The sequence below is a fragment of the Flavobacterium sasangense DSM 21067 genome (genome assembly GCF_000686885.1).
Classification (GTDB): domain Bacteria; phylum Bacteroidota; class Bacteroidia; order Flavobacteriales; family Flavobacteriaceae; genus Flavobacterium; species Flavobacterium sasangense.
Window position 1 is genome coordinate 369,716 of sequence record NZ_JMLU01000001.1, and the last position, 14,195, is coordinate 383,910.

Consider the following 14,195-nt stretch of genomic DNA (forward strand, 5'->3'; position numbering starts at 1 on the left):
TTTGTATAAAATCTTCTTTTCATGAAATATTTTTGGCTTTTTTTGTGCTTTATCTTTACTACTAGTTTTGTAGCACAAACCAAAATTAAAGGACAAGTTATCGACTTTGATTCAAAAGTTCCTATTGCTTTTGCCACTATTACATATAACAACATCAAATTCAACGCCGATTGGGAAGGAAAATTTTCTATTGAAGTCAAAGATTATAAACTTCCTATCAAAGTTAACTTTAAAGGGTATTATGAAAAAATAACCTATCCACAACCAAAAGTTAATAATTTAACGATTAAATTAATTAACGATTTAAACGAAAAAAAAGCGGAAATCTACACCGAGAACAATGTCAATAACATCATTAAAAAAGTTATTGAAAATCGAAAATTAAATGATCCAGAAAAAGGCCTATCGAGTTTTCAATATAAAAACTATGAATACCTTCAGGTAACGGCAAATCCAGATAGTATCTCTTCAAAAATTGATACTATTTATAAAAATAGGTTTTTAAGAAAGCCTTTAATGAAATTGGATTCAACAAATTACAAGTTTAAAAAATTTTCTGAGAAACAGCATTTATATCAAACAGAGAAAGTAAATTTAATTCAACTTAATCACTCTGAATACAAAGAAACCGTTTTAGCCACTAGAATGGCTGGATTTAAACAACCTATTTACGAATATCTTGGTCTTAAACTAATTTCTTATTCTGTTTATGAGAATCCATTTGAAATCTTAGAAATTCCAGTTCAAAACCCGATTTCAAATTTTGGACGAAAATTATACAACTACAAACTAATTGATACGGTAAAAATTGACGGAAGAAGCGCTTACAGAATTTACTTTGAACCCAAAAAACTCAACACGAATCGTTTGAGAGGTTTGCTGTATATTGACACTATTAATTTTGCTATTTGTAAAGCTTATTTTAGAATTTATGGTGTTGTAAACATCAATGCTACCTACACATTTGATTATAAAAAAGATATTGATATTTGGTTTCCAAAAAACAGAAAATTCAAAGTCTCTAAAGGCAACAATCATGAGGATATAAAAATCTTAGGCGGTACTATAAAATTTAGTTCTGATTTAGATTTAACAGAAAGTAAAAATGCCACTGATCAAGCTTATGTTTCAATAGAATCAACTCCATTTGATATTGAAATTAACAAACCTATTTCTATTTCAAAACCAAGAGTTAAAATTGAAGTACCAAAATCAAGTTTAGAACAAGAAAGCAACTACTGGAATGTTTTCAAAAAAGACACTATTGATAAGAGAAAGCTTAGAACGTACACATCGATTGATAGTTTATCGCTCTCAGAAAAAATTGAACATAAATTATTTTTAGGTAGAAAAATTTTCAATGGCTATTTTCCTGTATCTATTTTTGACATTGATTTACGTAGTATTGCAAAATATAACAACTTCGAAGGTTTTAGATTAGGTATTGGTACTGTAACCAACTCTAAACTTTCAGAAAAATACAAAGTAGCTTTTTATGGTGCATATGGTTTAAAAGATGAGGAATTCAAATTCGGGATTACTCCTTCTTACTTAGCAGATAAAAATTCTGAAACTTGGATAAGTGCATCTTATTCTGAAGACATTTACGAAATTGCTCAAACTAACTTTGTAACTGATTCACGAAGATTCAAAATCTATGATCCTCGACCAATAAATATTTCCACATTTTATAATAACAAAATGAGTTCGGCTTTTATTGAGAGTAAGTTTTTACCAAAAACCTCCAGCTATTTTGGAATTTCTCATAATCAAATTCAGCCTCTTTTTGATTACACCTTTATAAATGACGGAAAATCATATACCAATTATACCATTACTGCTTTACAATTAGCTGTTCAATGGAATCCGTTTAGTAATTACATGCAAACGCCTGTTGGGAAAATTGAATATGAAAAAAGACATCCAAAATTTTCAATTCAGTATACCCAAACAGTGCCAAATTTACTTGAAAATGATTTCGTTTTCTCAAAACTAGATTTCAAAACTTATTATGAATTGCCTTTTTTATCAGGTCAAAAAAGTTCGATTTTATTGCAAACTGGTATAGCATTTGGCGATGTTCCAATTACACATTTATACAGTATTGTTCCTAATAACTTAAACAGAGATGCAATTCTACAACGAATTACTTTTGCAGGAAAAAATAGTTTTGAAACCATGTATTTCAACGAGTTTTTCTCCAATAAATACGCTTCTTTACAGTTAAAACATACTTTTAATAAAATTCGTCTTGGATACAAGATTAATCCTGAATTCACAGTTGTAACCCGAATGGCAGTTGGTTCAAACAACAAAAATAACCAGCACATGGGAATAGGCTACAAGACACTTGAGGATGGATTTTTTGAAAGTGGTGTTGAGTGTAACAAAATTTTCAAAGGTTTTGGTTTGGTTGCCTTTTACAGATATGGCCCCAACCAATTACCTAATTTTGATGACAACATCGCCATAAAAGTTTCTTACTATCTTGATTTAGGTTTTTAATTTTAACTTAAAAATTCCGCTCAACACCAATATTTTAAGCAATAATCCTTACCTTTGCACCCTAATTTTTGAGAGATGTTAAAGTGGTTAAGCACCAGTTTTTGGGATTATATTGCCAGTAGAATTTTAAGAAACCGCGTTTTTTTATTAGTTCTTGTTTTACTTTTTACTATTTTCATGAGTTTTCAGTGGAAAAACATGCGTTTTACCTTTACTGAAGCTAATCTATTACCCGATGATCATGAAGTAAACATTCAATACAATTCTTTTTTAGAAAAATTTGGTGAAGAAGGAAATCTAGTTGTCTTAGGATTTAAAGACAAAACCTTTTTTAATGAAAAAAACATTAAAGCTTGGGAAAAATTCATTGCCGAAATAAAAAAGGATAAAGCAGTTGAACTTACCTTATCTATTGAAGATTTAAAAGTACTTGAGAAAGATACATTAGAACAAAAATTCAAATTAGTTTCTTTCATCAATAATGATAGTATTTCTGACACCTATTTAAAAGAAAAGGAAAAAGAGTTTTTCAACGATTTACCTTTCTATGAAGGCATGCTGTTCAATAAAGAAAGTGGTGCAGTGCGTTTTGCCATTTACATGGATAAAAAAATTGTAAACACACCTGCAAGAAAACAATTTATTGAAAAACATCTTAACCAAGACAGAATTGACGCCTTCGAAAAAGAAACCGGATTAGATCTTCGTGTTTCCGGAATGCCATACATTAGAACACTGAATGCTAATAGCATTATTAGTGAAATTGGATTGTTCGTTGGTGCTGCACTTGGAATTACTTCATTACTATTCTTCTTCTTCTTTAGAAGTTTTAGAGCAACCATGGTTTCCATGTTTGTGGTAATTATTGGCGTAATGTGGTCGTTTGGAACGCTAGGTTTGTTACATTATGAAATAACCGTTTTAACAGCAATTATTCCTCCATTAATCATTGTTATCGGAATTCCTAACTGTATTTTCCTTATCAACAAATACCAGCAAGAAATTAAAAATCACGGAAATAAAGCCAAATCCTTACAACGGGTAATCTCTAAAGTAGGGAATGCTACTTTAATGACGAATTTAACTACTGCTGCTGGTTTTGGAACCTTCATTTTTACAGATAGTAAATTATTGAAAGAATTTGGAATTGTAGCTTCATTAAACATTGTTTTCTTATTTATACTTTGTTTAATTATCATTCCGATTGTTTATAGTTACATGCCAATGCCTAAGGAAAAACATTTAGCTCATCTTGGCAAAAACTACATGGCTACTTTCATGAATTGGATTGAAAACACGATTAGACATCACCGAGTTGCCGTTTTTTCAACAGCAATTGGAATTTTAGTGATGGGAATTATTGGTATTTTTCAAATTAAAATTTCAGGAAGTATTATTGAAGATATGCCTAAAAAGGCACCTTTTTATAAAGACATCTTATTCTATGAAAAAGAATTTGATGGTGTTATGCCATTAGAAATTGTTATTGACACTAAAAAACCAAAAGGCGCTTTAAAATCGGTTACTTTACGACGAATAGAAGAACTTCAAGAAACCATTGAAGAAATTCCTGAATTATCAAAACCTGTTTCTATTGTTAATTTAGTCAAATATTCAAAACAAGCTTACTATAACGGAAATCCTGAATATTACGAATTACCTACCAAACAAGAAGAAGCTTTCATTTTATCGTACATAAAAAATTCGACTAAAAAAGGAAACGAGAATATGCTGAAAAGCTATATTGATAGTACTGGGCAATATGCACGCATCACTACTTTTATGCGAGATATTGGTACGGATAAAATGCAAAAAATTGAAGAACGTTTACAAGACAAAATCAATCACATTTTCCCAAAAGAACGCTACGAAGTTTCACTAACAGGAAAAGCTTATGTTTTTGAAAAAGGAACCCATTATTTAATTGATAATTTAGTACAATCGCTAATTTTTGCTATTGTTTTAATTTCGCTATTAATGGCATACATGTTCCGTTCTTTCAAGATGATAGTTGTATCATTATTACCAAATATTTTACCTTTGGTTATGACCGCTGGATTGATGGGATATTTTGGAATTCCAATTAAACCATCTACCATATTAGTATTTAGTATTGCGTTTGGAATATCGGTGGATGATACCATTCACTTTTTGGCGAAATACCGTCAAGAGTTAAAAGCTAACGATTGGAAAATAAAACGATCCGTTTACGCCACTTTAAAAGAAGCAGGAATTAGTATGTTTTACACTTCAGTGGTATTGTTCTTTGGATTCTCTGTATTCACATTATCTAGCTTTGGCGGAACTGTAGCATTAGGAGGATTAGTTGCTACAACATTACTTTTTGCAATGATTTCAAACCTAATCTTGTTACCAGCATTATTACTTTCGTTAGATAAAACGATTGCTAACCAACAAGAATTTTTAGAACCAACATTAGATATTTTAGCAGAAGATATTGAAGAAGAAAATTCAAACGAGAAATAGTATATTTGCATTATAAATCATAAATCGAAATGAAACACTCAAAAGTAATAGACCTTTTAAACAGCACGAAAACATTACATGAAGTAACAGCAAAAGGTTGGGTTAGAACATTTAGAAACAATCAATTTATTGCGTTGAACGATGGTTCAACCATTCATAATATTCAGTGTGTAGTAGATTTTGAAAACACACCAGATGAAACTTTAAAAAGAATAACAACTGGAGCTGCTATTTGCGTTACAGGAACTTTGGCAGAAAGCCGTGGTGCTGGACAAAAAGTAGAAATTCAAGTAACGAAATTAGAGATTTTAGGCGATAGCGATGCAGAGAAATTCCCAATGCAACCTAAAAAACACTCGTTAGAATTTTTACGCGAAAATGCACATTTACGTGTAAGAACCAATGCTTTTGGAGCAATTATGCGTGTGCGTTCAACTTTAGCGTTTGCAGTACATCAATATTTTCAAGAAAAAGGATTTTTCTATGTAAACACGCCTATCATCACAGGTTCTGATGCTGAAGGTGCTGGAGAAATGTTCCAAGTAACTTCTTTACCAATCGACGGTTCTGCTCCAAGAAACGAAGATGGAAGCATCAACTACAAAGAAGATTTCTTCGGAAAACAAACGAATTTAACTGTTTCTGGACAGCTAGAAGGTGAAACTTTTGCAATGGCATTAGGTCAAATTTATACGTTTGGACCAACTTTCCGTGCAGAAAATTCAAACACTTCTCGTCACTTAGCTGAGTTTTGGATGATTGAGCCAGAAGTTGCTTTCAATGATTTAGCAGATAACATGGATTTGGCGGAAGATTTCATCAAATACGTTATCAAATATACCGTCGATAAATGTGGCGATGATTTAAAATTCCTAGAAAACAGATTGTTAGAAGAAGAAAAATCAAAACCACAAGCAGAAAGAAGCGAAATGACGTTGTTAGAAAAATTAAGTTTTGTACTTGATAACAACTTCAAACGTGTTTCTTATACGGAAGCTATTGATATTTTAAAAGATTCAACACCAAATAAAAAGAAAAAATTCCAATACATCATCAACGAATGGGGTGCTGATTTACAAAGTGAGCACGAACGTTTCTTAGTAGAAAAACACTTTAAATGTCCGGTAATTTTATTTGATTATCCAGCAAAAATTAAAGCGTTTTATATGCGTTTGAATGACAATACTGAACCTGGAAAAGAAACCGTTAGAGCAATGGATATCTTATTCCCTGGAATTGGTGAAATCGTTGGAGGTTCGCAAAGAGAAGAACGTTACGATGTATTAGTAGAAAAAATGAAAGCCTTAGGAATCGACGAAGAAGAACTTTGGTGGTATTTAGATACGAGAAGATTTGGTTCGGCAGTTCATTCAGGTTTCGGATTAGGTTTTGAAAGATTAGTACTTTTTGTAACAGGAATGAGTAACATTAGAGACGTAATTCCGTTCCCAAGAACACCACAAAACGCAGAATTTTAGAATCTTGTTAAATTGTTTAACTGTTGATTGTTAAATCGTAAATTTGATAAACAACTCAACAGTTAAACGATTAAATCAATTAAACAAACATTAATGTTAAAACACAGTTTACAATTCAAATTATCTCAAAAATTATCGCCTCAACAAATTCAGTTGATGAAGTTAATTCAATTGCCTACGCAAGCTTTTGAGCAACGTCTTCAAGAAGAATTAGTAGAGAATCCTGCTTTGGAAGAAAGTAGCAAGGAAGATAATTATGATTTAGATGATTATGGAAGTGATACTGATGATTACGACGATTACGATAACGAACACATCGATACAGGCGACATCAATATTGACGAATATTTAAGCAATGATGAAACGCCAGATTACAAATACCAAACCAACAATTATAGCGATGATGATGAAGACAAAACTATGCCATTTGCGGCTCCAGTAAGTTTTCATCAGGATTTAATTAATCAGTTAAATACGTTTATTTTAACCGATGAAGAACGCGATATTGCTGAATTTTTAGTGGGAAGTATCGATGACATGGGCTACATCAGAAGAAGCATTCAAGATATTGTGGATGATTTAGCTTTTACACAAGGAATTTATACGGATGAACCGACTGTTGAACGCATTTTGCATTTGGTTCAAGATTTAGAGCCGGCTGGTGTTGGTGCTCGCGATTTACAAGAATGTTTGTTGTTGCAATTGAAACACAAAACGCCTTCGGATTCTATTGCTTTAGCAATTAATGTGATTGAACAACAATTTGATGCTTTTACCAAAAAACATTACGATAAATTACTACAAAAATTCGATGTTTCCCAACAGCAATTACGCAAAGCTATTGATGAAATTGAAAAACTAAATCCAAAACCAGGAGGTAGTTTCGACGGTAATCAAAAAGCTGTAGAACACATTGTTCCGGATTTTACCATTCGAATTGTAGATGGCGAATTAGAACTTTCGTTAAACGGTAGAAACGCTCCAGAATTGCACGTTTCTAAAGATTATCAGGAAATGCTGCAGAGTTATAAAGACACTTCTGAAAAATCGAGTTCTCAGAAAGATGCCGTTCAATTTATCAAACAAAAATTAGATTCGGCAAAATGGTTTATTGATGCGATTAAACAGCGTCAGGAAACTTTATATGTAACGATGAATGCCATTATGCATTATCAAAAAGAATATTTTTTAGAAGGAGAAGAAACCAAACTTCGTCCGATGATTCTAAAAGATATTGCTGATATGGTAGGATTAGATATTTCAACAGTTTCGCGTGTAGCCAACAGCAAATATGTTGATACGCCTTATGGCACTAAATTGATTAAAGAATTCTTTAGCGAAGCGATGACCAACGATCAAGGGGAAGAAGTTTCAACTATCGAAATTAAGAATATTTTACAGCAAGTAATTTCGGAAGAAGATAAGAGAAGACCATTACCAGATGATCAATTAGCTGAAATTTTAAAGGAAAGAGGTTATCCAATTGCCAGAAGAACCATCGCAAAATACCGCGAACAATTAGACATTCCAGTGGCACGACTAAGAAAGAAAATCTAAGAAAATGGATTTAAAAAAAATATTACCTGTTTTCTCTTATATTTTTCATCCCATATTTGTGTCTTTATATGGGACTTTGTTTTTCTTTTTAATTACCAATTCTTTCTTTTATAACTCGCAAATCATCGTAACGTTAATTCAAGTAACGATTTTGACTTTGTTATTACCTTTATCGATGTATTTTTTATTTCGATCATTAGGAGTTGTTTCCTCTTTTACCGAAGCCAGCATTAGCGAGAGAAAAATGCCAATAGCTGTTCAAGCTATTTTATTATTTATTTTAATAAAATTCAGTGTTTCAAAAGATACTGTGGCAGAATTGTATTTTTTTTTTCTTGGTGGCTTTTTAAGTAGTGTAATCGTTTTAGCCAGCGTTATTTTAAAATTCAAAGCCAGTTTGCATATGATTGGAATTAGTGCGTTAACGTGCTTTATTTTTGGTCTGTGCATGTATTACCAACTCCCTTTTATAAATCTTGTGGCATTTTGTATTGTTAGTATTGGTTTAGTAGCCTCTTCACGTTTATATATGAAAGCACATACGTATCCAGAACTTATTGCAGGAATAATAATTGGAGCTGGACCACAGTTGTTTTTGTATCAATATTGGTTATAAAATATAAAACATCAAACCAATTTTTAATGTAGTTACATTGTTCTCAGTAGTCGTTTTATCTTTATCAAAGAAAGGATTTAATCCGTAATGAATATAAGCATTCCAAGTATTAAATCCGAAAGTTAAGTACGTTGCGTATTGAATCTTATTTAATAAATCATTTATATTTTCAGTTCCGGAACCAAAACTTCCCTCATATTTAAACTTACCATTGATTAAATAACTTGCCATAAAACCACCGTAAATTCTCCAAAATTTATGGCTATCTGGCGTTGCATTTCGCCAACGTATTTCTAAAGGTAAATCAATATAATGCAATAAAATTCTACTTTTGACGATTTCAGTTTCTGAACCGTTAGATATAGATGAAAAATCGATATTCTGCTTTAAATCATTAAACGAATAACCAATACCTGGAGCAATTGCCCAATGTCTATTTTCTGAAATAGGAAAATCTCTCAAAAAACCAGCTGATAAACCTGTGGAAAATGAATACTGGTTAAAATTATCAGGTGTTTTCTGTAAAATATTATATGAAATCGAAACATAGAATTGATCTTCTCTAAATAAAGAATCAGCAATAGTTTCAGTCTCTTTTTGTGAGTAAACAAAAGATATAAAATGTAGAAAAAAAAGGGATACAAATAGTCGCATTATATTTTTTTATAAAAATAATAAAAAAAGGCACGCAAAAGCGTGCCTTTAAATTATATTAAATAAATATTACTCAACAGGATTTCCTTTTGCAGTAGTATAATTTACTTTTAATTGTTCAATTTTACGCAATTCTAATTTGATAGCACTTACTAATCCCATCTTCACATTTCTGTCAATTTTAAGGGAAGCAGTAAGATATTTTTCATCGTCAGAGTTACGTTGCGCTCTTTCCGTGATAATGAAGTTTCTGATATCTGCAGGCGAAGCCATTTTATCAGCTAATTGAATACGATCAGAACCTCCAAGAGTCGCTCTATATCGCTCACTTGGTTTTCCTGCGTAAATATACATTACATACTCTTTCTTGTGCAATTTTGCAGTTTGATTAGCTTTAGGTAATGTATTATCAATCTTTAAATCAGTATCTTTCATGGTTGTAGCCGTCATGAAGAAGAACAAAAGCATAAATACAATATCAGGTAAAGACGCTGTTGAAATTGCAGGAGTTCCCTCCGTATTTTTCTTTTTGAATTTAGACATACTTTCTTAATATTATATTATTATTTTTTTGGCTCAGCTTCAGAAAGTCTCATAGGAAACAATTCTTGAATCTTTTTTACTTTTGGTTCTAAATCTTCAACCAAACCTTCGGTTGCTTTAGAAGCTGGATCATTGTAAATGTATTCCATTTCTGTAAAAGTCATACCGTAACGCATCTTACATTCTCTATCTCTTAAAAAATTATATGCTGCTACAAGTTCATTTTGAACCGCAATATAAGTTTCATAAGTAGTTTGCCCATCATTGTTTAATGAAATAACCGCATCATCAGGACCGTCTGACGAATTTGGATCTCTTTTTCCATTACAATAAGTACAAGCTCCTTTTCCATTATTTTCAAGAAAATCGATAGCAGTTTGTCTTAAGTCTTTAAGGTCAACCAATTTCTCTTCAACAAGCAACTGATTGTCTTTATTAACTAAAACTGTTAGAATATTTCTTTCATTAATTGGCGGAACAGGTGGGTTCTCTTCATAACGAGGTAAGAGTCTATTAATCCCTTGATCTACTCCAATAGTGGTAGTAACTAAAAAGAAAATTAAAAGTAAGAATGCAATATCTGCCATAGAACCTGCATTCACTTCTGGCGGTGCACCTCTTTTTTTACCCATGATTTATTATCTTTTAATTTTTGAAAAACCAGTCCAACCCAATACTCCAACTGAAATAATAGCAAGAATATAAAAAGTGTTTAAACTAGTACTAATTAATTTAGAAGCTGTAGAAGTAATAACTCCTCCATCTTTCAATTTCACTTCTGTACTATCTGCTAGTATGAAAGCAACTAAAATGATAGCTGCAAAAATTCCTAATGAAATAAGTGCTCTTTTCAATTGTTCTTTGTGTGTAATTAAGTTTTTGAAAACGAAATATACAACAGAAAAGAAAGCAACTGCCATTGCTATATAGGAAATATAGATAAAGTAATCTACAATATAAGAATTATTGTCCATAGAAACCTCCACACCTAAAGTAGATACGAATAATATAGAAGCAATAATACCTAGTATGATTACTAAAATTTTTGAAATTTTGTATACGTTCATAACAATAATTTGTTAATGTATTATTTGTTTAATTTCTCTTTGAAATAATCTGATAACATATCAACTAAGCTGATAGAAGCATCTTCCATATCGTTAACGATAGAGTCGATTTTAGCCGTGATATAGTTATAGAATACTTGAAGAATCATCGCAACAATAAGTCCAAATACCGTTGTTAATAACGCTACTTTAATACCTCCAGCTACTAATGATGGCTCCATAGATCCAGCAGACTCAATTTGGTCAAACGCAACAATCATACCAATTACTGTTCCTAAGAATCCTAACATCGGTGCAAGTGCAATAAATAAAGAAACCCAAGATACGTTTTTCTCTAATTGACCCATTTGAACACCACCGTAAGCAACGATAGATTTTTCAGCAGACTCTAAACCATGAGAAGAACGCTCTAAACCTTGATAGAAAATAGATGCAACTGGACCAGCTGTATTTTTAGCAACTTCTTTAGCAGCTTCAATACCACCTGAATTTAATGCATTTTCTACTTCAGAAACGAATTTTTTTGTATTGATAGTAGAAAGATTTAAGTAAATAATTCTTTCAATAGCAATAGCCAAACCAAGAATTAAACACAATAATACTGGAGACATCCAAATTGGATCTCCTTCAATGAAACGTTTTTTCATTGATTGAGTAAAAGTAACTTCTTCAGCAGCCGCAGCATCGTCAGTTGTTGCTGTAGCCTCATCAGTTGTTGCTTCAGTAGCAGTTGTATCAGCTACTTGTTCTGTAGCAGGAGCTGCTGCTTGAGTTGAATCTTGAGCTTGAACATTTCCAAAAGTCATAAGCCCCGTGATTGCTAAAATAGAAAATAATCTTTTCATCGCTTTTGTTCTTAAATTTAATTAGTTAATTGGGTTTAAAGATATAAAATAATTATAAAATTTTTTAAAATTAATATCATTCTGCAGAGAGGAAGGGATTCGAACCCTCGATACCCTTGTGGAGTATACACACTTTCCAGGCGTGCGCCTTCGACCACTCGGCCACCTCTCTATCGAAACGACACTCGATTTTAAGGGTGCTAAATAACGTAAAAATTCTCATGTATAAAAATTTTATATGTTATTTTTACAACATTTCTCCTCTGATTCCAGTTTCAAAAATGGTCTTAAACACATTATGAGATACATTTTGTCCTAAAAGATACATCAATTTTGTAATTGCAGCTTCAGTGGTAATATCTTTACCTGATATAACACCTATATTTTTTAACTGTGTACTAGTTTCATAATTCCCCATCGAAACACTACCTCCGCTACATTGTGTAACGTTGATAATGTGAATATTATTGTGAATTGCTTGCTCTAAAGTCTGCACAAACCAATCTTCAGTTGGAGCGTTTCCAGAACCATAAGTTTCTAAAACTATTCCTTTTAAATTCGGTATTGCAAAAAAAGTAGTCAAAACCTTCTGATTGATACCTGGAAAAATCTTTAAAATTGCCACATTATCATCAAAATCAGTATGCACTTTTAGCTGTTTATTTGCTTTTTGCTTCAGAATAACGTCATAATTTACTTTCAAGTGTACACCAGATTCCGCTAGTTCTGGAAAATTAGGTGACGTAAAAGCATTAAAATGTTCGGCGCTGATTTTTGTCGTGCGATTTCCTCTGTATAATTTGTACTCGAAATACAAACATACTTCTTGAATTACTGGTTTTTTATTTTCTTGAAGCGAGGCGACTTGAATTGCTGTGATTAAATTTTCTTTAGCATCGGTTCTTAAATCACCTATTGGTAACTGCGAACCCGTGAAAATCACTGGTTTTGCTAAGTCTTCCAACATAAAGCTTAATGCAGAAGCACTGTACGACATAGTATCAGAACCATGTAAAACCACAAATCCATCAAATTTTGAATAATTTTCCTCGATAATTTTGGCCATTTTTTGCCAATTGGAAATATTCATATTCGATGAATCAATAGGGATATCAAATGAAATGGTTTCGATTTGACAGTCTAATAAATGTAATTCGGGAATTCTACTTAACAACTCATTAAAATCAAAAGCTTTCAAAGCTCCTGTTTCAAAATCTTTTACCATTCCGATGGTTCCACCGGTGTAAATTAAAAGTATTTTTGGTTTATGAGATGTCATCAGTGTATTTCAATTTATTCACAACCGGATTTGCGTACATCGCCAAAAACCCTTCTCTCATAGTTTCATTATCGGCATCAATTCGCATTTCTAATCTTCTTTCAAACAATTGACGTTCTTTTTCGTTGTACAAATGTGCAAATCGAGTTGTTTTGTATAAAATATCGTAAGCAATAAAGTTCGTTGGCCACAATTTATACGATTGTAAAATAGAATCGTCAATTACTTGTGCCAAAGCTTGAATTTGCTTGTTGTTGTTATCGTTTTCGGCAATAATTTTTTCGTATTCGTTTTCTAAAACATCGCCTACATGAATGTGAATGCGTTTTTTTTGTCCGATGATTCCACTTAACAACGTAATAAAATCTTCGTTTTTCTCCTTAATATAAACTTCGTCTTTAGAAAGCGCAATTAATTGTGGCATTTTCAAAGCATCTGTTGGATCGTATTCATAAGAAATAGAAACAGGAACAATTTTTAATTTCTTGAAAAAGTCCATAATTCTAGCCTCATCATTTGCCATTCCTACCATTTTCAGAACACCTTGATGTGTGGCATCGTTACCATCTTTGGTTCTTCCTTCTCGTTGGGCAATCCAAACCGAACGATTTTCTTTAGACAATAAATGATACATATATTCCGACATCAATTTAGAGCTTTGCAATAACTCTCTTGGCGATAAACCACGTTGAACAAGGAAGTTTCGGTTTAATTTTGAAAGTTTTAAAAGAAAATCTTTCTTGACCAAATTATCTCCAATAGCAGAAGCTGTCATCACCAAACCATGATCAATCAGAGAAACATTCAACAAAGAAGTATCTAAAATAATATCACGGTGATTGGAAATAAATAAATACGAAGTATTAGGTTCTAATTTCTCAAAACCAGAAGTCGTAAGTCCTTCTGAACTTCTTTCTAAAACTCTTTGGATCGATTGATAAACAAAATTTACTTGGAAATCGCGAATAGAATGCGTTCTACTCAATTGTTCTTTCCATACTTCATCTTCTAATTCTGGAAACGTAAAATCCATCATAGCCTTCATCATAGGATGATGCAACAAAGACTTCAAAGCTTCGTTTACTTCAGAATCATAATAAGGGCGAATAGAATCGAATTTTGTCATATTTATTTTAAAAACAATTCACAAAAGAACAAAAATTT

At 31.9% G+C, this 14,195-nt stretch carries 12 protein-coding genes and 1 tRNA gene; 5 read left to right on the forward strand and 8 right to left on the reverse strand.

Translation table 11 applies throughout. The features are described 5' to 3' along the window. Positions 1 to 21 precede the first annotated feature (21 nt). From BP92_RS0101815 to BP92_RS0101835, 5 genes are all read left to right on the forward strand, one after another. The gene (locus BP92_RS0101815) at positions 22 to 2,505 is read left to right on the forward strand and encodes a DUF5686 family protein (protein ID WP_026724475.1); all 2,484 of its coding nucleotides are present in this window, start codon (positions 22 to 24) and stop codon (positions 2,503 to 2,505) included. Positions 2,506 to 2,580: 75 nt separating this feature from the next. Then, on the forward strand, positions 2,581 to 4,992 hold the full coding sequence (locus tag BP92_RS0101820) for an efflux RND transporter permease subunit (RefSeq protein WP_026724476.1): 2,412 nt from the start codon (positions 2,581 to 2,583) through the stop codon (positions 4,990 to 4,992). A gap of 29 nt (positions 4,993 to 5,021) precedes the next feature. Next, positions 5,022 to 6,470 carry an asparagine--tRNA ligase gene (gene asnS, locus BP92_RS0101825; RefSeq protein WP_026724477.1) on the forward strand — a complete coding sequence of 483 codons (1,449 nt, stop codon included), beginning with the start codon at positions 5,022 to 5,024 and terminating at the stop codon, positions 6,468 to 6,470. A 93-nt stretch (positions 6,471 to 6,563) separates the two neighbouring features. Further along, a complete protein-coding gene (rpoN, locus tag BP92_RS0101830) occupies positions 6,564 to 8,027 on the forward strand; it encodes an RNA polymerase factor sigma-54 (protein WP_026724478.1) in 1,464 nt (487 codons plus the stop codon). A 4-nt stretch (positions 8,028 to 8,031) separates the two neighbouring features. Next, positions 8,032 to 8,643, forward strand: a complete 612-nt coding sequence (locus BP92_RS0101835; protein WP_026724479.1) for a hypothetical protein — start codon at positions 8,032 to 8,034, stop codon at positions 8,641 to 8,643. Here the strand turns inward: BP92_RS0101835 and BP92_RS0101840 are convergent. The 8 genes from BP92_RS0101840 to BP92_RS0101875 form a co-directional block, all read right to left on the reverse strand. Then, on the reverse strand, positions 8,638 to 9,297 hold the full coding sequence (locus BP92_RS0101840) for a porin family protein (RefSeq protein ID WP_026724480.1): 660 nt from the start codon (positions 9,295 to 9,297) through the stop codon (positions 8,638 to 8,640). The genes BP92_RS0101835 and BP92_RS0101840 overlap by 6 nt on opposite strands. Positions 9,298 to 9,366: 69 nt before the next feature. Beyond that, the gene (locus tag BP92_RS0101845) at positions 9,367 to 9,840 is read right to left on the reverse strand and encodes an ExbD/TolR family protein (RefSeq protein ID WP_026724481.1); all 474 of its coding nucleotides are present in this window, start codon (positions 9,838 to 9,840) and stop codon (positions 9,367 to 9,369) included. Between the two features lie 20 nt (positions 9,841 to 9,860). Continuing rightward, the gene (locus BP92_RS0101850; protein ID WP_026724482.1) at positions 9,861 to 10,472 is read right to left on the reverse strand and encodes an ExbD/TolR family protein; all 612 of its coding nucleotides are present in this window, start codon (positions 10,470 to 10,472) and stop codon (positions 9,861 to 9,863) included. Between the two features lie 6 nt (positions 10,473 to 10,478). Next, positions 10,479 to 10,907 (reverse strand): hypothetical protein, encoded by a 429-nt coding sequence (locus tag BP92_RS16635; protein ID WP_051604347.1) that lies wholly within the window; start codon positions 10,905 to 10,907, stop codon positions 10,479 to 10,481. A gap of 20 nt (positions 10,908 to 10,927) precedes the next feature. Next, positions 10,928 to 11,752: a MotA/TolQ/ExbB proton channel family protein gene (locus BP92_RS0101860; RefSeq protein WP_026724483.1), complete on the reverse strand. Its 825-nt coding sequence runs from the start codon at positions 11,750 to 11,752 to the stop codon at positions 10,928 to 10,930. A gap of 84 nt (positions 11,753 to 11,836) precedes the next feature. Further along, positions 11,837 to 11,924, reverse strand: a tRNA-Ser gene (locus BP92_RS0101865). A gap of 75 nt (positions 11,925 to 11,999) precedes the next feature. Then, entirely contained in the window at positions 12,000 to 13,031 is a 1,032-nt protein-coding gene (locus BP92_RS0101870; protein ID WP_026724484.1) for an asparaginase, read from the reverse strand. After that, positions 13,018 to 14,157, reverse strand: coding sequence for a 1-acyl-sn-glycerol-3-phosphate acyltransferase (locus tag BP92_RS0101875; protein WP_026724485.1), 1,140 nt, complete (start codon positions 14,155 to 14,157; stop codon positions 13,018 to 13,020). Before BP92_RS0101875 ends, BP92_RS0101870 begins: the two co-directional genes overlap by 14 nt. Between the last annotated feature and the right edge of the window lie 38 nt (positions 14,158 to 14,195).